We start from the raw sequence: 23,392 nt of genomic DNA, 5'->3' as shown, positions 1-23,392 counted from the left end.
CGCCGTCACCAGCAGTCTCTCGACGCGCCGCAGCGCCTCGCGGACGTTCTCCTCGCCGGTGGCCTCGCGCGCCTCGGCCGGGGTCATCCAGCGCAGCGGGGCGTCGGGCCTCTCCGGGCGGACCGTGTCCGGCTCCGCGGTGGCCAGGACGTACCGGAGATCGGCGTGTTCGTGCGCGGGCTCGCCGCCGCCCGCGGGCACGGGCACGATCACCACCTGGACGAGGGACGCGTCCGGGCAGGGCGTCAGATCGCGGAGCCCGGTCTCCTCGCGGGCCTCCCGCAGCGCGACGTCCAGGGGGTCGGTCTCCCCCGGATCACCGTGGCCGCCGACCTGGAGCCAGGTGTTCATCCGGGGGTGGCGGCGCATCAGGACGCGTCCGCTGCCCGGGTGGGTGATCAGGGCCGAGGCCGTCACATGCAGCGGGAGGGAGCGCAGCCAGGGATCCTCGGCGCCGCGCGCGAGGTCCCGTACGCGGGTGACGTCGGCGGTCTCCGCCGGCCCGTCGGGCCGGTATCCCGCGAGCACCTCGTCGATCCGTCGCCCGGCTGTCCGCATGCGCCTCTCCCTGTTCCGGGTTCTCGGTTCCCGTTGGCCGGGGCGAGCGTAAGGAATCGGATGGGCCCGTGTCCTCCGTTTTTCCGGTCCGGCGAGCACAGCAGGTCACCGATCGCATACGCTGCGCGACATGAGTGGTGCGAGCGGCGCGGCGACCGGAGGTCCGAGGGCATGTCCCAGGGCCTGGGCCGTGCTGCTCACCGTGCTGGCCGCGCTGCTGCATGTACTGGGCTGCGCCCATGGCCCGGTCCCGGCCGCCCCGTCGGCGGGAGTCCCCGCCGGTCTGTCGGTCGTGGCGTACCAACTGTCCGCCGGTGGGCCCGCGCTCCCGGCCGCCGGATGCGCGGGACGCGCCTCGCACGGGGCCTCGTCCTGCACCGACGCGGACGAGCCGAGCGTGCTGCCGCAGCGCCCCGACGGGTTCGCCGCGGCGACGGCGGACCGGACCCTGCCGGGGGACACGGCCGTACGGAACACGGCGGTCCCGCCCGTACACCCGGCGCGGGACGGGGCGCCCGCCGGAGCCGGGGCGGAGCCGGACCACCGGCGGCGCGCGGCGCTCGGGGTGTGGCGGAACTGACGGCGGTCACGGGCCGCTGACAGCGGGCCGGGCGCCGGTGCGTCCGCGCTGTCCGTGGCCCCGACGGCCGACCGACTGTTCCGAGTTCACACCACCAGGACCGGGCGCCCCGCGCGTCCGGCCGCAGGAGACCGCGCACATGAATCCGTTCGAAACCCCCGTCGAAACACCCGCCGACGCACCCGTCGGCGCGTCCGTCAGGACCGCACGCCCCTTCCCCGGCCGGCTCGGCGCCCCGTCCGCACTGCCCGCGCGGAGCCCCGCGGGGCTCGTCGGCGACACCCCGACCCTCTGGGTGGGCGCACCGTTCACCGCCGTGGAACGGGGTTTCTGGGCCAAGCTGGAGGGCCACAACCCCGGTGGGATCAAGGACCGTACGGCGCTGTACATGGTGGCGCGCGCCCGCGAGCGGGGCACACTGCGCCCCGGCGCGCGCATCGTGGAGTCCACCTCGGGCACCCTGGGCCTGGGGCTGGCGCTGGCCGGGGTGGCCTTCGGGCATCCCGTCACCGTGGTCACCGACCCGGGCATGGAACCGCTGATGACCGGTCTGCTGACCGCGTACGGCGCCGACATCGAGCTGGTACGGACGCCGCACCCGGTGGGCGGCTGGCAGGAGGCGCGCCGGCTGCGGGTGGCGGAACTCCTCGCCGCCGACCGCGGCGCCTGGTGCCCCGACCAGTACCACAACCCGGACAACGTGGCCGCGTACCGGCCGCTCGCCCATGAGCTGATGGCCCAGCTCGGGCGCGTCGACACCCTGGTCGTCAGTGTGGGCACGGGCGGGCACTCCGCCGGGATCGCGTCCGTACTGCGCGACCGCTTCCCCGCCCTGCGCGTGGTGGGTGTCGACACCACCGGCTCGACCATCTTCGGCCAGCCCGCGGCGCCCCGGCTGATGCGGGGGCTCGGCAGCAGCATCCATCCGCGCAATGTGGCCTACGGCCTCTTCGACGAGGTGCACTGGGTGGCCGCTCCCGAGGCGGTCTGGGCGGCGCGGCTGCTGGCGCGGGCGCGCTATGCCACCGGCGGGTGGAGTGTGGGGGCGGTGGCGCTGGTCGCGCGCTGGCTGGCCCGGGTCCGGCCGGTACGGGAGCGGATCGTGGCGGTGTTCCCCGACGGCCCGCAGCGCTACGTCGGCACGGTGTTCGACGACGCGTACTGCCGTGAGCACGGGCTGCTGGGGGTGCGCCCCGCCGAGGAGCCGGAGGAGATCGCGCACCCGGGCGCGCGAACGGTCACCCGGTGGACGCGGTGCACGACGGTGGTGGATCCGCTCGCGGAGCCCGTCCGTACCCCGAGTGCCGCGACCGACGTGGACGGCGCCCCCGGTACGACGGGAGCCGCCCGGTGAAGCGGGGACGGACCCCGCAGACGCCCTCCGGCGGCGCCTCCGGGGCGGCAGCGGGCCGGAACCCGGTCGCGGGGCTGTGGGCCGGCACGCTCTCCTTCTCGCCCGCGGCACGGCTGCTGATGGCCAACCAGTTCGCCATCAATCTCGCCTTCTACATGCTCATGCCCTATCTCGCGGCGCATCTCGCCGGCGGGCTCGGGCTGGCCGCGTGGGCGGTCGGGCTGGTGCTCGGCGTACGCAACCTCTCCCAGCAGGGCATGTTCCTCATCGGCGGTACCCTCGCCGACCGGTTCGGCTACAAGGTGCCGATCATGGCCGGCTGTCTGCTGCGCACGGCGGGCTTCGCGCTGCTGGGGTGGGCGGACCACCTGCCCGCGCTGATCGTGGCCTCGGCGGCGACCGGGTTCGCGGGGGCGCTGTTCAACCCGGCGGTGCGCGCCTATCTGGCCGCGGAGGCGGGTGACCGGCGGGTCGCCGCCTTCGCGACCTTCAACGTCTACTACCAGGCGGGCATGGTGCTGGGGCCGCCGGTCGGCCTACTGCTGCTCGCCGCGGACTTCCGGCTGGTGTGCACGGCCGCCGCGGTGATCTTCGCCGCGCTGACGGTGCTCCAGTGGCGGGCGCTGCCGGCCCGGGGCGGCGCGGGGAGCCCCGTCGGGCCCGGGGGACTGACGGCGCAGTGGCGCACGGTGCTGGCCAACCGGCCGTTCCTGCTCTTCTCGGTCGCCATGATCGGCTCGTACGTACTGACGTTCCAGATCTATCTGGCGCTGCCGCTGGCGGCGTCCGACGCGCTCGGCCCCGCCGCCGAGAAGGCGACCGGCGCGCTGTTCGTGGTCTCGGCGGTCGTGGCGGTGGCGGGTCAGCTCCGGCTGACGCGGTGGGCCACGCGGCGGTGGAGTCCGCACGGGGCACTGGTGCGGGGGCTGGCCGTCATGGGGCTGGCGTTCCTGCCGCTGGCGCTGGTCCCGGCCGGGGACGGGCGCGGGGCGCGGCTGGGGGTGCTGGCCGCGCTGCTGGCGGCGGTCATCTCGCTGGCCGCCGGGAGCGCGGTGGTCTACCCGTTCGAGATGGACACGGTGGTCGCGCTCTCCGGCGACCGGCTGGTCGCCACGCACTACGGCCTCTACAACACCGTCTCCGGACTGGGCATCACGCTGGGGAATCTCGCCACCGGTGCGCTGTGGGACCTCGCGGAGCGCCATGACGTCCGCTGGCTGCCCTGGACCGTGCTGACCGTGACCGGGCTGGCGTGCGCCTCGGCGGTGGGCGCGCTGGCGCGCGGCGGCCGGCTGACGCGCCCGGCACCGGGGCCGGTGCCTGTCTGACCGGCCGAGTGCCGTCCCCGCCCGACGGTCCGTGAAGCCCGGGGCATAGCATCGGTTGCCGCAATGGACATCTCTTGGTGGGGAATGGCCGCGCTGGCCGCGGCGGCGGCACTCGTCGGCTTCTCGAAGACAGCGGTGAGCGGCGCGAACACGGTCAGTCTGGCCGTGTTCGCCGCCGTGCTGCCCGCGCGTGAGTCGACGGGGGTGCTGCTGCCCGTCCTGATCGTCGGCGATGTGCTCGCGGTGCTCATGTACCGGCGCCACGCCCACTGGCCGACCCTGTGGCGGCTGTTCCCCGCGGTCGCCGCGGGGGTGGTGCTGGGCACGCTCTTCCTCGTACGGGCGGACGACGCGGCCGTCCGTACCTCGATCGGCGCGATCCTGCTGCTGATGGCCGGGGTCACGGTGTGGCGGCGGCGCGCCGCCCGGAAGGCGGCGGAGGCGGCGGACGCCGACAAGGACGGCGGCAAGGACAGCGAGGAGGGCGGTGACGATGCGTCCGGGTCGCCGGCCGGCCGGCTGAAGGCGCGTTCGTACGGTGTGCTCGGCGGCTTCACCACGATGGTCGCCAACGCGGGCGGCCCTGTCATGTCGCTCTATCTGCTCTCGGCGGGCTTCGCGAAGCTCGGCTTCCTCGGCACCTCCGCCTGGTTCTTTCTGATCGTCAACACGTCGAAGCTGCCCTTCAGCGTGGGGCTCGGGCTGATCGACGGGCCGTCATTGCTGCTGGACGCCGTGCTCGCGCTGTTCGTCATACCGGGCGCCCTCATCGGCAAGGCCTGTGTGGACCGGATCGACCAACGGCTCTTCGAGCGGCTGGTGATCGGGGCGACGATTCTCGGGGGTCTGCAGCTTCTGCTGCGCTGACATCCATCCGATATGTACGGTTCGCGTGGCTTACGGTGCTCTCATGGACGCGGATCACGAAACCGGCCCCGCTCCCGAGTCCGGCGCCCACCGCGCGCCGCGCCCCCGGACGGGGGCGGCGGAGCGCTGGAGGGCCTTCACCGCTTCGCCCTTCCTCCCCGCCGTCGTGCTGATGTTCATCCTCGCGGCGGCGGCCGGGCTCTTCGCCGGCTCGTACACGTACAACATGGCGAACCCGACGCCGCGCCGTATCCCCGCCGCCGTGGTGGGTCCCACCGGCACCGCGGACGCCCGCGCCTTCGTGGGGGGCATGGAGAAGGCGCTCGCCGCGTCGCTCGAACTCCACCCCTATCCCACGGACGCGGCGGCCCGCCGCGCGGTGGAGCAGCAGGAGGTGTTCGCGATCCTGACGTTCCGGCCCACCGGAGTCGACTTCGCCGTCGCCGGCGCCGCCGGGGCGTCCGTGGCGCAGGTGCTCACCGAGACGGCCCCCGCGGTGGGCAGAGCGGTCGGGGTGCCCGTACGGATCAGTGATGTCAAGCCGCTCCAGAAGGGGGACCCGCGCGGGCTCGCGCTCTTCTACATCTCGCTGGCGGCCGTGATCGTCGGTTTTGTCGGCGCCATCCAGCTGAGCGTCCACGCGCGGGGGCTCGACCCGGGCGAACGCGTCGCGTTCACGGTCGCGTACTCGCTGCTCGGCGCCTTCGCCATCGCCTCGGTGGTCGACTGGCTGCTGGGCGCGCTGCGGCTGCCGTTCGTCGAGTCGTGGCTGATCCTGGCGTTCACCATGTTCACGTCCGGCATGGTGTTCACCATGTTCAACACCCTGATGGGGCGGTGGGCGATGCTGCCGACCTGGGGACTGATGGTGCTGCTGGGCAACCCGTCGTCCGGTGGTGCGGTGTCCTGGCCGCTGCTGCCGTCGGTGCTGGGCCACATCGGGCGCTGGCTGCCGCCGGGCGCCTCGGTCAACGCCCAGCACACCGCGGTGTACTTCGGGCACGCGCAGCATGTGTTCCCCTTCGCCGTGCTGGCCGGCTGGGCGCTGGTCTCCTGCTGCGTGTTCTGGTTCTGGCGCCACCGCCACCCGGGCGGCCGGACCGCCGAGGACGTGTGACGGGTGTGACCGGACGCCGGTGACCGGCACAACCTCCGTGGCCCTTCAGGTGTCTTACGGGTCAAGCGGCACAGCGCGACCAACTCCGGGCGAACACAGATCCGGTAGGGACATCTGGTCGAGGCCGTGCCGCGACGACCGATCGCCTGTCACCCTCACGTGTCACCGGTCCACTTCACGTGCCGCCGGTCCACGGAACCGCGGATCCAGCGTCACGGACCGGCGGATTCGCGGACCGGCGGCCCAACCGAAACGGGGAACCACACCATGCGTATCCGTCCCGCCTTCGTCGCTCCGGCGGCCACCGCTCTCGCCCTTCTCCCGGTCGCCGCCGGCGCCCCGGCCGCCGTCGCCGCGCCCGCCGCGGCGCCTTCCGCGGCCGTCGCCGTCTGCCGCGAGAGCGCCGTCACGGTGACCGCGGCCCGGTCCGCCACCCCCCACGTGGTGCGGATCAGTGTCACCAACAAGGGCCCCGCCACCTGCGTCGTCGACCGCGTCCCCAGCATCACCTTCGGGGATCTCGACGGCGCCGCACAGCCCGTGCCGCCGGCCGGGAGCGCACCGTACCGGCTGACCGCCGGCGGCTCCGCGTACGCCGCGGTACGCACGCTCGACCCGGCCGCCGAGGAGTCGTGCACCGTCGCGTACCTGACCGTCTCGGGCGACCCGTCGCACCGCGGCAGGCGCTTCGACGCGGCGTCCGTGGGCACGTCCGGCACCATCCGGGTCTGGGAACCGGTCACCACGCTGTGGCAGCCCACCGCGGCGAAGGCCGACGCCGCCCTCGCGGCCGTCACCCGCTGACGCCCCGTCCGGACGCCCCCGCCGGAGGCGGGCAGGGCCCCGGCCCGGCGGGAAGTCACGGACGGCCTGGCAGAGTAAAGACACCAACAGCGGCAATACGTATGAGCGAGACGTGTCCGACGAGGGCGGAGTGTGCGGTGTGGAGCGGGAGCAGGAGCGGGAGCAGGAGCGGGACAAAATGGACTCACAGACGGTGGCCGGCGCTCCCTGCTGGGTGAGTCTGCTCGCGCGCGAACTGCCCGCGGCTCAGGCGTTCTACGGTGACGTGCTGGGCTGGACGTACCGCCCCGCCGGGCTGGGCGAGGACTTCTGCGTCGCGCTCTCGGACGGGATGGCCGTCGCGGGGATCGGCGCGCTCGCCTCGTCCCTCCAGGTCGCCGTCGCGTGGACGCCGTACTTCGCGGTCACCGACGTGGACGAGGCGGCGGCCAGGATCAGGGAGCGCGGCGCCACGGTCGCGGTGGGGCCACTGGCCTTCCACTCCGGCCGCGCGGCGCTCGCCACCGACCCCGACGGGGCGGCCTTCGGAATCTGGGAGGGAGCGGTGCGCTCCGACTGGACGGTGGGCCGGGGCAGTGCGCCCGCGTGGCTGGAACTGCGGACGCGCGACACACGGGACGCGGCCCGTTTCTACGGTCAGGTCCTCGGCTGGGCCCCGGAGAAGCAGGACGGTTTCACACTGGTCCACGAGGACGACCACGCGGTGCTGCGCCAGGACGAGCAGATCGTCGCCAAGATCCGCGGCGGCGCCGTGCAGGCCACACCGGATCCGCAGCTCCGGCCGCGCTGGCATGTCTACTTCCGGGTCCCCGAGGCGGCCGGGTCCGTGGCGGCGGCGCTGGACGCCGGGGGCGCGCTGGTCTCGCCCGAGGACACCTCGCCGGTCCCGCGGGAGACGCCGCTGCGGGAGGCGACGCTCCGCGATCCGGACGGCGCGCTCTTCACCGTCACCTCGGGCTGAACCGTCGCCTCGGGCTGACCACACCGGACACCACTCCGGCGGGACGGTTGACTCTCACCCTGGACCTGAGAGTGAGAGTCCACCGTCCCGCCGGGGTACGGCGCCGTCAGACGGGGCGCTCCGGCCCCACTCCCTCGACCTCGAAGACGATCTCGTCCTCGTAACACCACCACCAGCCTTCGCCGGGTTCGTACGAACGGATGAGCGGGTGTCCGGAAGCGGCGTAGTGGGCGGTGGCGTGCTTGTTCTTGGAGGAGTCGCAGCAGCCGATGTGGCCGCACGTCTGACACTCCCGCAGATGCACCCACGTGTCCCCCAGGGCGACACACTCCGGGCAGCTGTCCTCGCTGTCCGGGGTCACCTCCTCGACATCCGCGAGATGGGCGCAGATCGGGCTGCCCGACCCCGCTTCGCTGTTCGCCATCACGCCGCCTGTCCGACCGCACAGGTCTCCTGGAGATCCATTACCCTCACCGTACGACCGGTCCCCCGCCCCCGCCAGCAGAGAAAGCCGCCCGCCGCCTCAGGGCTTGTAGACCTTGCCAGGACCGGCGGTACCGGGGGCCAGCAGCTCGGGGACCGTGACGAAGGTGTAGCCGCGTTCCTTCAGTTTCCCGATGATGCCGGGGACGGCGGGCACGGTGCCGTCGTAGATGTCGTGCAGCAGGATGATGCCGTCCCGGTCCGCCTGGTCGAGGATGCGCTTCTCGATGAGGGCGGAGTCGGTCGTGGCGTAGTCCTTGGCGGTGGCGCTCCACATGATCTGCGCGAGCCCGAGTTCGCGGCTCACCTCGGAGACCTGGTCGTCGGTCCGGCCCTGCGGCGGGCGCATCAGCGTGGGCCGGTGGCCGGTGATCTTCTCGACGGCTTCCTGGGTGCGGGTGAGCTCCTCGCGTACGCCGTCCGCGTCCAGCTCCGTGAGGATCTTGTGCGACCAGGTATGACTGGCGACTTCGTGCCCCTCGTCCGCGATCCGGCGCACGAAATCGGGGTGCTTGACGACATGATCCCTGCCGAGCAGGAAGAAGGTCGCGTGGACCTTCCCCTTCTTCAGGATGTCCAGCAGTTGAGGCGTGTGCTCGGAGGGGCCCGCGTCGAAGGTCAGGGCTATGCAGCGGGCCTTCGCGCAGTCGACGGCGCCCGGGGCGAGGGCCGCTCCCTTCTTCGCGTCCTTCCTGGCGTCCTCGGGGGTGTAGCGGTCGTACGACGTGCAGCCGCCCAGCGTCAGCGCCAGTGACGCGACCGTCACGACCGCGGTGGTGGCGCGCTTTCCGGATGCCCATAGGCGACGAGGCATGACAAACCCTCTTTCTCGGGGCATGCCGCACCCACGGCCGGGCGTCCACCGGCGGCGCCCGGTCCGCTCACGGCATGACGAAGAACCGGCGCGCCCTGGGGGCGCCGGTGGCGGCGAATGAACCGCGTCGCACTATACACACGAGGTATACACGCAATGCATAGTGGAACACGGAGCCCCGCCCCCCTCTGCCCGACCCCCGTCGGCACCGGGCCATGCGCGCGTCCGAGCCCCTCCGGACGCCGGGATGGCAGCCGGGGAACATTCCGTGCCGGCGCCCCGTTGTAACGGGTGAGGGTGTGGGTGGAACTGAGTCCCCGGGCCCACCTGAGAAAAGCCTGTGGGGAAGATCGTTCGGCTGAAGCCCCATGGAGCGCATCGCCGCGAGGCGACCGCCATCCGCGCCCTCCCTTGACGACCCCGACCGGCGTCCCCCCGTCCGGTCGGGGTCTCGCCATGCCCGCGAGTCCGGGCAGGACGCGGCGCGGGGATCTCGGCGCCCGGGCCGGTGCGCCGCGGGGCCTCGGGCTGAGAGGATCGGCGGTACGGGTCCCTCCCGGAGGCGGGGCGGACCACGGACGTGCGGAACGGCGGAACGGCGGGGCGGGGGGCGGTGACGATGGCGGTCGAGGGCGGAGCGGAGCGGCCCGGCGGGTTCGAGGCGGCCACGGGCGACGGTCCGCCACCCGCCTCGGCGCCCCGCGAGCGGGCGGCCGAGGTACGGATCGCGTTCGAGGGGCTGGTCCAGATCAGGCGGCTGACCCACACCGGACCCGGCGATCCCGCGGCCGTTCCCGCGCCCTGGGAACTGCGCCGGCCGGTCCGGGCGGTCGCGCTCGCACTGGAGGCGGCCTCGCTCGCCGCGTCGGCCGTGGACGCCTCCGGCGAGCGGACCGCGACGGGGTACCGCGTGACGCCGGGCGAGCGGGAGGGCACCGTACGGGTGGAGTGGCTCGGCCCGCACGGCTCGGGGGCCGCGCGGCAGGAGGAGCGCGCCCTGACGGAGTGCGCCGCCGCGCTGGCACCACTGGGCTGGGAGGCCCTGCTCTACCGCGGCCCGCGGCGCCGCCGGTTCCTGGAGGTGGAGCCCGCGCCGTGACCCCGCCCCGTACCCCTGCCCCGTGACCCCGCTCCCCGACCCCGCGCCGGGCTCATGCCGCGGGGGCCCGGCGGCACGCGTCGGCGTACCGTCGGGCCCCCGGCCAGGTCAGGAACGGTTCAGGAGCGGTTCACGGTCCACTTCTGGTTCGGGGTGCCCGCGCACGTCCAGATCTGGAGCCGGGTGCCGTCGGCCGAGCTGTTGCCGGTGGCGTCCATGCATTTGTCGGCCTGGACGTTCACGATGTCCCGCGCGGCGGAGATCCCCCAGCGCTGGTTCCCGCCACCGTTGCAGTCCCAGAGCTGCAACGGGGCTCCGTCGGCGGTGCTGTTGTCCTTCACCGTCAGGCACTTGCCGAAGGCCCGGATCGTACCGTCCGTACCGACGGTCCACTGCTGGGCGGCGACGCCGTTGCAGTTGTGGAGCTGGATGGGCGTGCCGTTCGCCGAGCTGGCCCCGGCCACGTCCACGCACATGCCGCCGATCCCGGTGATGGTGCCCGTGGTGCCGCCGGAGCCGCTGTCGCCCGTGGTGACGCGTACGTAGTCCACGACGAGCTGGTTCGGGAAGGGCGTGCTGCCGTCGGGGTCGCCGGGCCAGTAGCCGCCGACCGCCAGGTTCAGGATGAGGAAGAACGGCTTGTTGAACGCCCAGGCGCGTCCGCCGAGATCGGCGGGCGTCCGACGCTGGTAGACGGTGCCGTCGACGCTCCAGGTGATGGAGTCGGGCGCCCAGTCGACCGCGAAGGTATGGAAGGCGTCGGCGAACGCCTGGCCGCCCGGGAGGGTGTAGCCGGCGCCGATACCGCCCGAACCGGAGTAGCCGGGACCGTGCAGGGTGCCGTGGACCGTGCCGGGTTCGAAGCCGACGTTCTCCATGATGTCGATCTCGCCGCTGTTGGGCCAGCCGACGCTGCCGATGTCGTTGCCGAGCATCCAGAAGGCGGGCCACATGCCCTGTCCGCGCGGGACCTTCATCCGCGCCTCGACGCGTCCGTACTGCGAGGTGAACTTGCCGGAGGTGTTGAGCCGGGCCGAGGTGTACTCGCACCGGCCGTACCAGCACTGGTAGTTGCCGGGGTTCTCGCGGCGCGCGGTGATGACCAGATTGCCCTGGCCGTCGAGGGCGGCGTTGCGGTTGCCCGCCGTGTAGTACTGCCGTTCGTGGTTGTTGACGTTGTCGCCGGTCTCGATCTGCCACTTTCCGCCGTCGACCGCCGCTCCCGCCGGACCGTTGAAGTCGTCGTTGAAGGTCACGGCCGCCGCGGCCGCGGGGGCGGGGGCCGGATCGGGCACGGCGGCGGAGGCGGGTACCGCCGTCAGCACGCCGGTACAGCAGAGAAGAGCGAGCGCGCACAGCGTCGCTCGGCGTCTCAGGGAGATTCGCACGAGGCATCACATCGCTTCACGTGGGGGGCATGAGCATGACAAGCCACCCGGGCGGCATGCGCGTCGGGCGCAGGGGAAGGGCCACCTCGGAGAGTTCTGTCCGCCAATGATTTAAGGCAGGGAGTGACGTAGCGTCAAGCAGTTGGTATGGACCAAAGTTCGGCAGACCCTCCACGACTCCCCCGTAAATCCTGGCAAACCAGCGGCAACAGGGGCGCGCGATCGTCAACACACCTCCCACCGGGCCCCGTCGACCCGTTCGGCAACTTGACCTGCACATGACCGACACGAGGTGTTCACGCGCCCACACAGGTGCTGTGGAAAACTCCCGCTGAACCGTTTCCTCATGACCACCGCGGCACCGCCCCCACCCTGTGGTCGTGTGCCGCGACGGCCCCCCGGAGAGGACAGCTCCCTCATGTCCCGTCGCCATCTCCCCACCCGACGCGCACTGTTGGCGCTCGGCGCCGCCACCGCGGTGATCGCCACCACGGCTGCCGCCGCACCGGCGGCCACCCCGGTCCGGACCACGGCCGCCACGCCGGCCATGGTCACGGCGGCCTCCTCCACCGCGGCCACCGCCGCACTGGACGACACGTACTACCAGAACGCGATCGGCAAGAGCGGGACCGCACTCAAGTCCGCCCTGCACACGATCATCAAGGACCAGACGAAGATCTCGTACGCGGCGGTCTGGGAGGCGCTCAAGAACTCCGACCAGGACCCCGCGAACTCCTCGAACGTGATCGAGCTGTACACGGGCAGGTCGATCTCGAAGTCGAGCAACGGCGGCAACACGGGCAACTGGAACCGTGAGCACGTCTGGGCCAAGTCCCACGGCGGCTTCGGCGAGGCGACCGGCCCCGGCACCGACCTCCACCACCTGCGCCCGGAGGACGTCCAGGTCAACTCCATCCGCGGCAACAAGGACTTCGACAACGGCGGCAGCGCCGTCTCCGGCGCGCCGGGCAACTACACCGACTCCGACTCCTTCGAGCCGCGCGACGCGGTCAAGGGCGATGTCGCCCGGATGATCCTCTACATGGCCGTCCGGTACGAGGGCGGCGACTCCTGGCCGGACCTCGAACCCAACGAGAAGGTCAACAACGGCTCCAGCCCCCTGATGGGGAAGCTGTCGGTCCTGAAGCAGTGGAGCGACGAGGACCCGCCGGACGCCTTCGAGAAGCGCCGCAACGACGTCATATACAACCAGTACCAGCACAACCGCAACCCGTTCATCGACCACCCGGAGTGGGTCGAGTCGATCTGGTGACCGCGCCGCGGCGGCGTGCGCCCACCCCCGCGTGAACAGACGGTCCGCACGACCCGGCCACCCACATGAGCCCACTGATGGGCATGTGCGCATGACTCATGCGCACATGCCCATCAGTCGTTGCGGCCACGGAAATCCCCGATACCGGGCGCGATCGCCCCGGTCGGCGCCGGGTTGACGCATACGCGCGGCCGTCGCATGCGGCATGAGGAGAATCAACCAGCCTGCGGCATATGCCAGAAGCACCACCGGATCGAGTGTTGCCAAATGCCTTACGAGCACGGGGCGCTTGTGCAACAGTCATAACGGTCCATCATCCAGACCAGGCCGTGCCGCGCCCGTATCGGAGTACGAGATGCCGTCCCCCCTGTTCGCGGACCACCCCGTCCCGCAGCCTGTCGAGCGGGAGACGGTGGACGCGCTCATCGCCAGGACCCGCGCGCTGCGCGGGGACGTGGCGGCGGTGCACCAGGACAACGGGACGGACGACGAGACCCTGCGGCGCTGGCAGCGGGCGCTCTGCGATCTCGCGGTACGCCAGTTGGATCATCTGGGCGCGCACCTGGACCAGCTCAGGGCCGGCCGTCCGGAGATCCTCCCGGCGGACGGCCGCGTCGAGAACTGCCCCGCGGAGGACGGTGCCGCTCCGGACGGCCGTCCCTCCCCGGACGCTCCCCCGCGGGGACAGCGGCACACACCCACGGCATGTGCCACGGGTACGGCGGGGGCCGGCGCCGGTCTCCCCCAGGAAGGGCCGGCCCGCGCGGCCCCGGTGCTCGGCCGGGTCGGCAGTGCCGAGTGGAACCTCCTGACCGACGAGGTGAACTGGTCGGAGGAGATGTACGGGATCATCGGCCGGGCGCGTGAGCGCGGGCCGATGACGCTGGACGAGCTGCCCTCCCTGGTCTTCGCCGACGACCAGTCGCTGCTCACCGGCATGGTGACGGACTGCCTGATCGACGGAAAGCCCATCGACGGCGAAGTGCGCGTGGTCAGGGCCGACGGCCAGGTCCGTACGGTGCACATGATGGGCGAGCCGGTGCTGGACGCCGACGGCTGCACCGCCTCCCTGTGGGCCGTGCTCCGCGATGTCAGCGCCCTGCGCAGGAGCGAGCGCGCGGTGCGCGAGAGCGGCCGGTCGGTCCAGCGCGCGCAGCACATCGCCCAGACCGAGCACCGGCTCGTGACCGCGTTGCAGGAGGCCGTCGTCCCGTCGCGGCGCGGCGCGCTGCGGCTCTCGCAGAGCGGCCCGGCCGCGCTGGAGCTGTCCGCGCGCCATCTGCCGTCGGCGGCCGACCCGCCGGGCGGCGGGGACTGGTACGACGCGCTCGAACTGCCCGGCGGAGAGACCCTGTTGACCCTCGGTGACCTCACCGGGCACGGCCTCGCGGCGGCCTCGTCCATGGCGATGCTGCTGGGCGCGGTACGCGGGATGGCCGTGGCGGGGATCGAGCCGGGGGCGCTGCTGGGCCATCTCAACCAGCTTCTGGACACCACGGAACAGCCCGTGCTGGGCAGCGCGCTCTGCGCCCGGTACCGGCCGGCGACCGGGGCGCTCTCCTGGGCGCAGGCGGCGTGCCCCGCCCCGCTGCTGTTCCGCGACGGGACGGGGCACGCGCTGACACCGCCGGACGGCGTGCTGCTCGGCGCGACCTCAGGGGCCGGGTACGAACAGGCCGAGGCCCGGCTGGAGCCCGGGGACGTACTGGTGCTGCACACCGACGGACTGACCCGTGAGGGTGACGGCACCGGAACGCGCCGGGACCGGCTCCTGGCACTGGCGCCCCGGATGACGGGGACGTCGACGGCGCAGGAGTGGGTACGGGCGATCGGCGAGGAGTTCGGCATGGCCGAGCGCTCGGACGACGCCTGTGTGATGGCCGCCAGGATCGGCGGGAAAACGCGCTGAGCAGCGCCGGGTGGGGCCTTCGCGGCTTCCTTCCATGAGCTGTGAGCCCGCCGTGGTGAACTGTGGGCTGCGAGACCACTGTTGTGACTGTGAGCTGTGAGCTGTGAGCTGTGAGCGAGTGTGCCGCTCAGGGCCTCAGATGTCGGCCCGGCCCGGTTCCGTCTTCCTGCCCGGGCTCTTCGGCAGCGCGCGTGCGATCTCCTCGCGCAGGTCCTCGATCTTCCCGTACCCCGCGTACTGGCCGGTGAGCCGGTACATCTCCCGCAGCCGGTCCCAGGTGCGGTGCGAGGAGGTCTCCCCCATCGACACCAGCGCGAGCCGCGCGTAGCGGTCGGCCTGTTCCGGATCGTCCGCGATGAAGCAGGCGGACGCCAGCGAGATGTAGTCGAAGATCTTGGACCGCTGCCGTCCGCCGCCGCGCAGCTCCAGCGCCTCCTTGGCGTGGCCCTGCGCGATCTTCGCCGCCTTCGGGTCGTGTTCGGCGAGGGTACGGAAGGCCAGCGCCTCCATGCCGTGCAGGTCCGCCTCGTCGAACATCTGCATCCAGCAGGGCGGCGGAACGTCCCCCTTGTCCGAGACGAAGAGGTCCTCCGCCTCACCGAGTGTTCTGCGCATGGCCTGGCCGCGGCCCATCGAGGCCTGGGCCCACGCCTCGATGGTGCGGAGCATGGCCTGGGTGCGGGGCAGATTCTCCTCCCCGGAGCCGGACTTGGCGAGCTTCATCAGATCGAGGGCCTCGTCGGGCCGGCCGAGATGGATCATCTGGCGGGCCGCCCGGGAGAGCGCTTCGCCGGCCCGGGGGCGGTCCCCGCCCTCACGCGCCGCGTGGGTGGCGATGACGAAGTACTTCTGGGCGGTGGGTTCGAGGCCGACGTCGTGGGACATCCAGCCCGCGAGGACGGCGAGGTTGGCGGCGACGCCCCACAGGCGCCGCTGGAGATGGTCGGGGTGACGGTAGGCGAGCATCCCGCCCACCTCGTTGAGCTGGCCCACGACGGCCTTGCGCTGGAGTCCGCCGCCACGGGCGGCGTCCCAGGCGCGGAAGACCTCGACCGACCGCTCCAGTGCCTCGATCTCCTGGGACCCGATGGGGGCGGCCTCGTAGCGGTCGAACCCGGCGGGTTCCGCGTTCAGGTGATCGTCGGCGGGTGGAGGGCCGGAGGAGGGTGCGGGGTCGGCGTGCAGCCAGTCGGTCAGAGTGCTGGTGAGTACGGTGCCTGCGGTGAGCGCTGCACCCGCGCCCACCAAGCCGCGACGGTTGAGCATGAGGTCCATTCCCGTGAATTCGGTGAGGACCGCTGCCGTCCGGTCGGGCGCCCAGGGCAGGGCGTCGGGGTTGTCCGCGTTCCCGGAGTCCCGTCGTTTCCCCGCGCGTCCGTTCCGTGCGAACCCGAGGTCCTCGATGGTCACGACACGACCGAGCCGCTCGGTGAACAGCGTGACCAGCACTCTCGGTACCGGATCGCGAGGGGTCTCCCCCATGTCGATCCAACGCCTCACCCGCGACGTGTCGGTGGCCAGTTGGGGGTGGCCCATGGCCGCCGCCTGCCGGTTCACCAACCGTGCGAGTTCGCCCTTGGACCAGCCGGCCAGGCCGAACAGATCCGACAGACGGGTGTTGGGTTCACCGCTCACGTCAAGCCCCCAGGTTCTCGGCTGACTTGACAGTAACGCTCAGTCAGGTACCTGGCGACTATTCGCCAGGGTTCGCCAGGGTGCGCCAGATGGTGTGCCACCCGTTCGCCGGTGTCGAGTAGGAACGCGCCACCCCGGCCCGGCAACCGGACGTACTCCCCAGGGTGCCTCACGGCGGCCGGGGCGGGAAGGCGCCGTAACTCGTCGGCACACGAAGGGATCTGTATCGCCCATGTACACAGCATCGTCCTCCGTGTCCGCCCCGCCCCGGTCCGGGCGTCCGGTCACCCCGGGCAGCGGACCGTATCTCGACCCCACCCACGCGGGGCGGACTCGGTTCAGGGCGGGGGCGGTCACCCAGACGCTCAGCGGGAGACTCGACTTGTCCGGCCCCCAGGGCGCCCAGTTGCGCATGGCGATCACGGCGGTCCACCGGATCTGCCCCGAGTTCAAGCCCGTTCAGGTACTACGCCGCAGCGGCCGGTCCGTCCTGCTGGTCGGGACCACGGGGCGGACCAGCGCGGTCGCCAAGTGCCTGCTGGACCACTCGCCCGTCTGGACGGAGCGGTTCCGCCACGAAATAGCGGCATATCGCTCGTTCGTCCGGAACAGGCCGCCGGTCCGGGTGCCCCGGCTCATCGCGGCGGACCCGGAGAACTGCGCGCTGATCATCGAGCGGATGCCCGGTCGCGCCGCGGCGCTGACCCGCCACCCCACGGAGGCGCCGCCGCGCGCGGACGTACGGGCCGCGCTCGGCGCGATCGCCCGGCTCAACTCCTGGCGCCCGCAGGCCGATCTGTTCGGCGCGCCGCTCGACTACGCGTCACGGATCGCCCGTTACCACGAGCTGGGGCTGTTCACCGACCGGGATCTGGGCGACCTCCAGAAGCTGCTGCACGGTCTGGCGGGAGCCCGGCAGACCATGCGCCAGTTCTGCCACGGCGACGCGCTGCTCTCCAACATCCTGCTGTCACCGGCGGGCCCGGTGCTCGTCGACTGGGAGCACGCCGGCTGGTATCTGCCCGGGTACGATCTGGCGACGCTCTGGGCGGTGCTCGGGGACGCACCGGTGGCGCGCCGTCAGATCAGCCAGCTCGCCGCGGCCAGCGGTCCGGTGGCGCGGGACGCGTTCCTCGTCAACCTGATGCTCGTGCTGACGCGGGAGATCCGGATGTACGAGACCGCGGTGCAGCGCGCGATGCGGGAGGCCCCCTCCCCGGGACCCGGCGTGTCCGCGGCGGCGCAGCAGGGCGGCGCGCCGACGGGCGAGGAGCAGCGGCTGCTGCTGCGGCGGCTGCACGACGACTGCGCCATGGCGCGGCGGGCGGTGCGCGCCGCGGTCGGCACCCGCTGACCCGGCCAGCCGGCCCCCGGGGCCGTCCGAGGGGACGGTGGGCCGGCGGCCGGAGCTCCGCCCCCTCCACCAGATACATTCATTGGTACATTCCACTGACGCGCCGCAGGCCGGGGCACCACCGCGGAGAAACTCCGGGAAAGCCGTGCTGACGTGCGAAATCCTCCCCGTGGAGCCTGATTGACGGATCGTCCGGGAGCCGATACCTCTGGGAAGCGGATCGGCCCGGCAGTACGTAGCGCACCACCCGTCACTGGAGGCTGCATTGCAAGGTTCTCTCCCCCCGCGACCGAGAACGGCACGCGGGCGCGCACTGCGGGCGGGCGGTGTCGTGGCGTCCGCCGCGCTGCTGCTCCCGCTCGTCTCGGCCGGTCCCTCCGCCACCGCGGAGCGGTCGGGACCCGGCTCCCTGCAGGGTGAGTTCGCGGCGGCCGCCGCGCGGTACCAGGTGCCGCCGAGCGTGCTCCTCGGGGTCTCGTACCTCCAGTCCCGCTGGGACACGCACAGCGGCGCGCCGAGCGTGAGCGGCGGCTACGGCCCCATGCATCTCACCGACGCCAGGACCGCGCTCGCCGAGGCGCCGCACCACTCGGACGGTACGGAGGACGCGCGCGGCGACACCGCGCGCCCGCTGACGGCACCCGTCCGCGTGACGGTGCCGGACACCGCGGAACTGCCCGCGCCGCTGCGCACCCTGGACCGCGCCGCCCGGCTGACCGGGCTGCCCGCCGAGGAGCTGCGTACGAGCCCCGCCGCCAATGTCCGGGGCGGTGCCGCGCTGCTGGCGGCGGCCCAGCGGGAGCTGGGCGAGCCGCTCAGCGCCGACCCGGCCCACTGGTACGGCGCGGTCGCCCGGTTCTCCGGCGCGGACGACTCCGCGACCGCCGCCGCCTACGCCCGGGACGTGTACGAGGTGATCCGGGCGGGCGAGCGGCGCACGACGGACAGCGGCCAGCGGGTGGCGCTGTCCGCGCTGCCCGGGGTCGAACCCGACACCGGGCAGCTCTCCCGGCTCGGCCTGCGGGCGGGCGACCCGGCGCGCACGGAGTGCCCGCGCACGGTCTCCTGCAGCTGGGTGCCGGCGCCGTACGAGGAGTTCGGCGAGGGGGACTACGGCAATCACGATCTGGCGGACCGGCCGGCGTCCCAGAAGATCGACTACATCGTCATCCATGACACCGAGGGCTCCTGGGACACCACGCTCAAGCTGATCAAGGATCCGGAGTATGTGTCGTGGCACTACACGCTGCGCTCCTCCGACGGCCGGATCGCCCAGCACGTGCCGGTGAAGGACGTCGGCTGGCACGCGGGCAACTGGTACGTCAACGCGAAGTCGGTGGGGCTCGAACACGAGGGGTTCCTGGCCGCGCCGGACGCCTGGTACACGGAGTCGATGTACCGCTCGTCGGCCCGGCTGGTCGCGTATCTGGCGAAGAAGTACCAGGTGCCGCTGGACCGGCAGCACATCCTGGGCCATGACAACGTGCCGGGCACGACCGCGTCGACGGTCCCCGGGATGCACACCGACCCGGGTCCCTACTGGGACTGGGCGCACTACTTCGAGCTGCTGGGCGCGCCGCTGCGGGCGAGCGGGGGCGCGAACCCCTCCGTGGTGACGATCCGGCCCGACTACGCGGCCAGCAGGCCGCCGTACACCGGGTGCGAGAGCGCGGGCACGGCGTGCGCCCCGCACGGCTCGGGCGCCGTACGGCTGCGCACGGCGCCGGACGCGAACGCCCCACTGGTCAAGGACGCCGGGCTGCGCCCCGGCGGTCAGGACTCGACGGCGGACGTCAACGACACGGGCGCCCGCGCCTCGACGGGCCAGCGGTACGCGGTGGCGGGGCGGCAGGGTGACTGGACGGCGATCTGGTACCTCGGGCAGAAGGCGTGGTTCCTCGATCCCGCGGCGGCGCCCGCGGCGGTGGGCACGAAGGCGCCGGTGCTGACCCCGAGGGCCGGGCTCGCGGAGGTCCCGGTGTACGGGCGGGCCTACCCGGAGGCGGCAGCGTACCCGGCGGGCGTGCCGGTCCAGCCGGTCTCCCCGCTGCCGTACAAGCTGCTCGCCGGGCAGCGGTACGTGGTCGGGGGCGAGGGGCCGGGCGAGTACTACTACGCGGCCACCTTCGACCCGGCGGGCCACCACGTGGTGCGGGGCACGGAGCGGTACTACCAGATCCAGTTCGGGCATCGGATCGCGTTCGTGAAGGCGGCCGATGTCGAGGTGCGTCCGGCGGGTCGCTGACCGGGGCCGGAGAACGGGGGGCGAGGGAAACGGGGGAACGGGGGAATGACGTACGGGCGTTGCCGGCCACGGGGGAGTCGGTGACGCCCGTACCGTCCCGCCGTCCTGTCGGTAGCGGTCAGTAGCGCAGGACGGCGGCGATCCGGTCGTGCCCGTCGAGCGTGCCGTCCGGGAGGAACACGACGCGGGCGCCGCCGTCGAGCGCGCCCTCCACCAGTTCGTCGACGATGTCGTCGCGTACGCCGGGACCGGTCGCGGAGGCGTCGTCGACGGGCACGAGATGGCCGTCCCGGACCCGGACCGTACGCCGGAAGTGCTCTTCGAGCGCGACCAGATCGGCCCGTTTCTCCCGTACGGACTCCCAGACCTCGTCCAGCCCGGCGGCGAAGGTGCGCCGCCCCTTCGCCTCGTCGAGCCGGTCCAGCACCTCGGCCTTCTCGCGGCGCGCGTGCTCCTCGACGACGGGGCGGATCTCCTTCAGCAGGACCGGCGCCGGGCCGTCCGTGAGACCGCCCTTGACCAGCCGTCCCGCGGCCGTGTGGGTGGCGTTGCCGGCCTCCGCCAACAGGGCGAGGGCGGGGGCGAGCCCGACCAGGTGAAGTGGTCGGGGCCGGCGTGCCAGGACGGTGCCCACGGCGTGGTCGACGGAGCGCACGAAGCGGCGGGTCTCCTCGTCGCTGAAGGTGCTCGGGATGTTCCCGACCCGCTCCTCGCGCTCGACGTCCCAGCTCTCCTCCGGGGGCGTCATCGGGAAGCCGTTCACGCGGTGCTCGCGCAGCGACTCGCCGGAGCCGCTCCAGAGCGTCGCCCGGTCCGCGGCGATCCCGAGCACCCAGTACGGGCGGGACTGCGCGGTGGCGGCCACGAGGTTCCGGGTGAGGTAGGTGTCGGCGAGCACGACGCGCTCGGGCACCTCGCGCGGGAGGTACCAGATCCGGTGCTCCCGGGCGTCGGCGAGGACGAGCAGTCCGTCGAGCGCGTGGCGCAGATCGACCTCGGCGACGGCCGCGGTGAGCCGCTCCATGACCGCGGTGCGGGCCTTGCGGTCCACCCCGGGGTCGGCCTCCAGCCGGTGGCCCGCCGCGGCGAGCAGGTTGCGCAGCCGTACGGTGTCCTGCTCGTTGTGACGGTCGCGGCGGTGCGTGGGCATCGTCAGGGACACGGCCGGATACGGGCGCGGCGCGCGCAGCTCCCGCAGGACTTCGGGCGTCAGACCGTTGCTGTCCATACTGTCCCTTCGCTCACCGGCCCCCCGTGTGTGCGTGCGTCCATCCTGCGGGATACCGGCGGGTTCCGCAGGAGGTGCCCGCCGGTGGAGGGCGCGGCGCGCGGTCAGGCCGGCCCGGGCGGTGCGGCAAAGGTGTAGGTCCGGCCCGCGGTGGCGCGGAAGGTCCGCTCGCCGCCGGGGAGCAGGGTGCCGCGGAGCGTCAGCTCCCCCGTACGGCTCGCGCGCAGCACGACCCGCGTGGCGCGCCCGCCCGACCAGGTGATGTCGAGGGTGGCGCCGCCGCGCGCCCGCAGCCCGGACACCCGTCCTCGGGGCCAGGCGGCGGGCAGGGCGGGCAGGATCTCGATCGGGCCGTGGTGGCTCTGGAGCAGCATCTCCGCGATGCCGGAGGTGGCGCCGAAGTTGCCGTCGATCTGGAACGGCGGATGGGTGTCCCAGAGGTTGGCGAGGGTGGAGTTCCCGAGCTGTTCGGCGAGCATGGTGCGGGCGTGGTCGCCGTCGCGCAGCCGCGCCCAGAAGTTGATCTTCCACGCCTTGCTCCAGCCGGTCCCCCCGTCGCCGCGCGCGGTGAGCGAGACCTTGGCGGCCTCGGCCCAGGCGCTGCCCGCCTCGATCTGCCGGCCGGGGTGGAGGGCGAAGAGGTGCGAGACATGGCGGTGGTCGTCGGTGGGGCCGTCCAGGTCGGCCTTCCACTCCTGGAGCTGTCCCCAGGAGCCGACGCGCAGCCCGGGGTCGAGCCGTTCGAGGGTGTCCTGGAGCCGGGTGCGGAAGGCCGGGGCGTCACCGAGGGTGGTGGCGGCCTCCAGGGTGTTGGTGAGCAGGTCGTGGACGATCTGCTGGGACATGGCGGCGCCGGCCGTGAAGTCGCCGTGCTCCGGCGAGTAGCTGGGGGTGACGACGAGGGTGCCGTCGCGCGGGTCGGTCCTGAGGTTGGCCAGCCAGAACTCGGCGGCCTCCTTCATCACCGGGTAGGCGGTGGCGCGCAGGTAGTGGGTGGAGCCGCTGAAGCGGTAGTGGTCGTAGAGCTGCTGGGTGAGCCAGGCGGCGGCCTCCGGGAACCAGAAGGCGGTGGGCCAGTCGTGGACCCCGGTGAAGCCGTACGGGTTGGTCTCGTTGTGGACGACCCAGCCGGGCGTGCCGAAGAGCCGGCGGGCGCTGCGCCGTCCGGGGGCGCGCAGCGACTCGACGTAGCGGTCGTAGGGGGCGGTGGTCTCGGCGAGGTTGGTGACCTCGGCGAGCCAGTAGTTCATCTGGAGGTTGATGTTGACGTGATAGTCCGCCGACCAGGGCGGGTTGGTGGAGTTGTTCCACACGCCCTGGAGGTTGGCGGGCAGCGATCCCGGGCGGGACGAGGCGATGAGCAGATAGCGGCCGTACTGGAAGAAGAGCGTTTCGAGCGCTCGGTCCGCGGGCCCGCTCCCGCCGGTGTACCGGGCCAGGAGTTCGTCGGTGGGCAGGTCGGGGAAGCGGCCGCCGAGGTCGAGCGAGACCCGGTCGAAGAGCGCCCGGTGGTCGCGTACATGAGCGGCGCGCAGTGCTTCGTACGGCCGGGCGGCGGCGTGGTCGACGGCGCGGGTGACGGCCGGATGCGGGTCCTCGCCCCGATACCCGGGGCCGGTGTCGGCGTAGTCGGTGGCCGCGGCGAGGACGAACCAGGCGCGGTCGGCGCCGCTGACGGTGAGGGTGCCGTCGGCCTCCGCTCGTACGGTGCCGCCCTGTGTACGGACGCGGATCTGGGCCTCGAAGCGCAGCCCGTTGTCCTGGAGGGCGCCGCGCACGGTGAGCCGGTCGCCCGCGGCGGTGGTGGTGAAGTCGGCGCGCGGGGAGGTGTAGCGCAGGGTGAGGTTGGTCCGTCCCGGGCGGTCGGCGGCGAACTGTCCGGCGATCACCCGGCCGGGGTAGGAGGCGAAGAACTCCCGGGTGTAGGCGGTGTCGCCGTGGGTGTACGAGACGGCGGCGAGGGCGTTCTTCAGGTCGAGCGAGCGGCGGTACGAGGCGTCGGGGGTCTCCGGCGCGCCGGAGACGGTCACTTCCAGGTCGCCGAGGACCTGGTGGGCGCCGTAACCGCTCTTGGCCTGGCCGAGTTCGGCGGCGACGGTGGCCGGATCGAGCCGCCCCTCGGTGTCCAGGCGCTGCTGTACGGAGGCGAGGGCGCCGGGGCGCGGCGCGGTCCAGTCGCCGTGGTCGTAGCCGCCCCCGGCGCCCGGGCCGCCGGTCCAGAGGGTCTTCTCGTTGAGGGTGAGCCGCTCGGTGGCGAGGGTGCCGTGCACCCCGGCGCCGAGGGCGCCGCTGCCGACGGGGAGCGACTCGCGCTCCCAGTCGGCGGCGGGGGTCCGGTACCAGAGCGTGGAATCATCGGACGGGTCGGCGGGGGCACCCGTATCGGCCATGGCGG

At 72.9% G+C, this 23,392-nt stretch carries 19 protein-coding genes; 12 read left to right on the top strand and 7 right to left on the bottom strand.

Annotation, left to right across the window (positions count from 1 at the left end):
* On the bottom strand, nt 1–558 hold a 558-nt coding region (locus ACFXKG_RS39400; RefSeq protein WP_384849849.1), incomplete at its 3' end, for an NUDIX hydrolase.
* 130 nt (nt 559–688) lie between these two features.
* On the opposite strand from ACFXKG_RS39400, the gene ACFXKG_RS39395 reads away from it, so the two are divergent.
* The 7 genes from ACFXKG_RS39395 (at nt 689) to ACFXKG_RS39365 (ending at nt 7,569) form a co-directional block, all read left to right on the top strand.
* A complete protein-coding gene (locus ACFXKG_RS39395; protein WP_384849846.1) occupies nt 689–1,138 on the top strand; it encodes a hypothetical protein in 450 nt (149 codons plus the stop codon).
* A gap of 139 nt (nt 1,139–1,277) precedes the next feature.
* Complete coding sequence (locus ACFXKG_RS39390; protein ID WP_384849843.1) at nt 1,278–2,492, top strand: PLP-dependent cysteine synthase family protein; 1,215 nt, start codon at nt 1,278–1,280, stop codon at nt 2,490–2,492.
* 119 nt (nt 2,493–2,611) lie between these two features.
* Nucleotides 2,612–3,820, top strand: coding sequence for an MFS transporter (locus ACFXKG_RS39385; protein WP_384849858.1), 1,209 nt, complete (start codon nt 2,612–2,614; stop codon nt 3,818–3,820).
* Between the two features lie 63 nt (nt 3,821–3,883).
* On the top strand, nt 3,884–4,687 hold the full coding sequence (locus tag ACFXKG_RS39380) for a sulfite exporter TauE/SafE family protein (protein ID WP_384849840.1): 804 nt from the start codon (nt 3,884–3,886) through the stop codon (nt 4,685–4,687).
* A gap of 43 nt (nt 4,688–4,730) precedes the next feature.
* The gene (locus ACFXKG_RS39375) at nt 4,731–5,804 is read left to right on the top strand and encodes an ABC transporter permease (protein ID WP_384849837.1); all 1,074 of its coding nucleotides are present in this window, start codon (nt 4,731–4,733) and stop codon (nt 5,802–5,804) included.
* Between the two features lie 267 nt (nt 5,805–6,071).
* Nucleotides 6,072–6,608: a DUF4232 domain-containing protein gene (locus ACFXKG_RS39370; protein ID WP_384849835.1), complete on the top strand. Its 537-nt coding sequence runs from the start codon at nt 6,072–6,074 to the stop codon at nt 6,606–6,608.
* Nucleotides 6,609–6,786: 178 nt separating this feature from the next.
* Nucleotides 6,787–7,569: a VOC family protein gene (locus ACFXKG_RS39365; protein ID WP_384849855.1), complete on the top strand. Its 783-nt coding sequence runs from the start codon at nt 6,787–6,789 to the stop codon at nt 7,567–7,569.
* 106 nt (nt 7,570–7,675) lie between these two features.
* Here ACFXKG_RS39365 and ACFXKG_RS39360 read toward each other — a convergent pair whose 3' ends face one another.
* Nucleotides 7,676–7,993 (bottom strand): UBP-type zinc finger domain-containing protein, encoded by a 318-nt coding sequence (locus tag ACFXKG_RS39360; RefSeq protein WP_365819473.1) that lies wholly within the window; start codon nt 7,991–7,993, stop codon nt 7,676–7,678.
* Nucleotides 7,994–8,092: 99 nt separating this feature from the next.
* Nucleotides 8,093–8,866, bottom strand: a complete 774-nt coding sequence (locus ACFXKG_RS39355; RefSeq protein ID WP_384849831.1) for a polysaccharide deacetylase family protein — start codon at nt 8,864–8,866, stop codon at nt 8,093–8,095.
* Between the two features lie 619 nt (nt 8,867–9,485).
* Between ACFXKG_RS39355 and ACFXKG_RS39350 the strand changes: the two genes are divergently transcribed.
* Nucleotides 9,486–9,965 (top strand): hypothetical protein, encoded by a 480-nt coding sequence (locus ACFXKG_RS39350; RefSeq protein WP_384849852.1) that lies wholly within the window; start codon nt 9,486–9,488, stop codon nt 9,963–9,965.
* A gap of 119 nt (nt 9,966–10,084) precedes the next feature.
* On the opposite strand, the gene ACFXKG_RS39345 is transcribed toward ACFXKG_RS39350, so the two are convergent.
* Nucleotides 10,085–11,290 carry a family 16 glycosylhydrolase gene (locus tag ACFXKG_RS39345; RefSeq protein ID WP_384849829.1) on the bottom strand — a complete coding sequence of 402 codons (1,206 nt, stop codon included), beginning with the start codon at nt 11,288–11,290 and terminating at the stop codon, nt 10,085–10,087.
* A gap of 481 nt (nt 11,291–11,771) precedes the next feature.
* Here ACFXKG_RS39345 and ACFXKG_RS39340 point away from each other — a divergent pair, with 481 nt between their 5' ends.
* Nucleotides 11,772–12,626, top strand: a complete 855-nt coding sequence (locus ACFXKG_RS39340; protein WP_384849826.1) for an endonuclease I family protein — start codon at nt 11,772–11,774, stop codon at nt 12,624–12,626.
* A gap of 355 nt (nt 12,627–12,981) precedes the next feature.
* A complete protein-coding gene (locus tag ACFXKG_RS39335; RefSeq protein ID WP_384849823.1) occupies nt 12,982–14,535 on the top strand; it encodes a PP2C family protein-serine/threonine phosphatase in 1,554 nt (517 codons plus the stop codon).
* 135 nt (nt 14,536–14,670) lie between these two features.
* Here ACFXKG_RS39335 and ACFXKG_RS39330 read toward each other — a convergent pair whose 3' ends face one another.
* Entirely contained in the window at nt 14,671–16,170 is a 1,500-nt protein-coding gene (locus tag ACFXKG_RS39330) for a hypothetical protein (protein WP_384849820.1), read from the bottom strand.
* Nucleotides 16,171–16,402: 232 nt separating this feature from the next.
* On the opposite strand from ACFXKG_RS39330, the gene ACFXKG_RS39325 reads away from it, so the two are divergent.
* Both ACFXKG_RS39325 and ACFXKG_RS39320 read left to right on the top strand, forming a co-directional pair.
* Entirely contained in the window at nt 16,403–17,524 is a 1,122-nt protein-coding gene (locus tag ACFXKG_RS39325) for an aminoglycoside phosphotransferase family protein (RefSeq protein ID WP_384849817.1), read from the top strand.
* Between the two features lie 265 nt (nt 17,525–17,789).
* Complete coding sequence (locus ACFXKG_RS39320; RefSeq protein ID WP_384849814.1) at nt 17,790–19,769, top strand: N-acetylmuramoyl-L-alanine amidase; 1,980 nt, start codon at nt 17,790–17,792, stop codon at nt 19,767–19,769.
* Between the two features lie 118 nt (nt 19,770–19,887).
* On the opposite strand, the gene ACFXKG_RS39315 is transcribed toward ACFXKG_RS39320, so the two are convergent.
* Nucleotides 19,888–20,997, bottom strand: coding sequence for a chemotaxis protein (locus tag ACFXKG_RS39315; RefSeq protein WP_384849811.1), 1,110 nt, complete (start codon nt 20,995–20,997; stop codon nt 19,888–19,890).
* Between the two features lie 104 nt (nt 20,998–21,101).
* Nucleotides 21,102–23,387 carry a glycoside hydrolase N-terminal domain-containing protein gene (locus ACFXKG_RS39310; RefSeq protein ID WP_384849808.1) on the bottom strand — a complete coding sequence of 762 codons (2,286 nt, stop codon included), beginning with the start codon at nt 23,385–23,387 and terminating at the stop codon, nt 21,102–21,104.
* Between the last annotated feature and the right edge of the window lie 5 nt (nt 23,388–23,392).

This window comes from Streptomyces sp. NPDC059255 (assembly GCF_042752355.1).
Classification (GTDB): domain Bacteria; phylum Actinomycetota; class Actinomycetes; order Streptomycetales; family Streptomycetaceae; genus Streptomyces.
The sequence above is the reverse complement of the archived record's forward strand: the minus strand, read 5'-3'. Positions and strand labels throughout refer to the sequence as shown.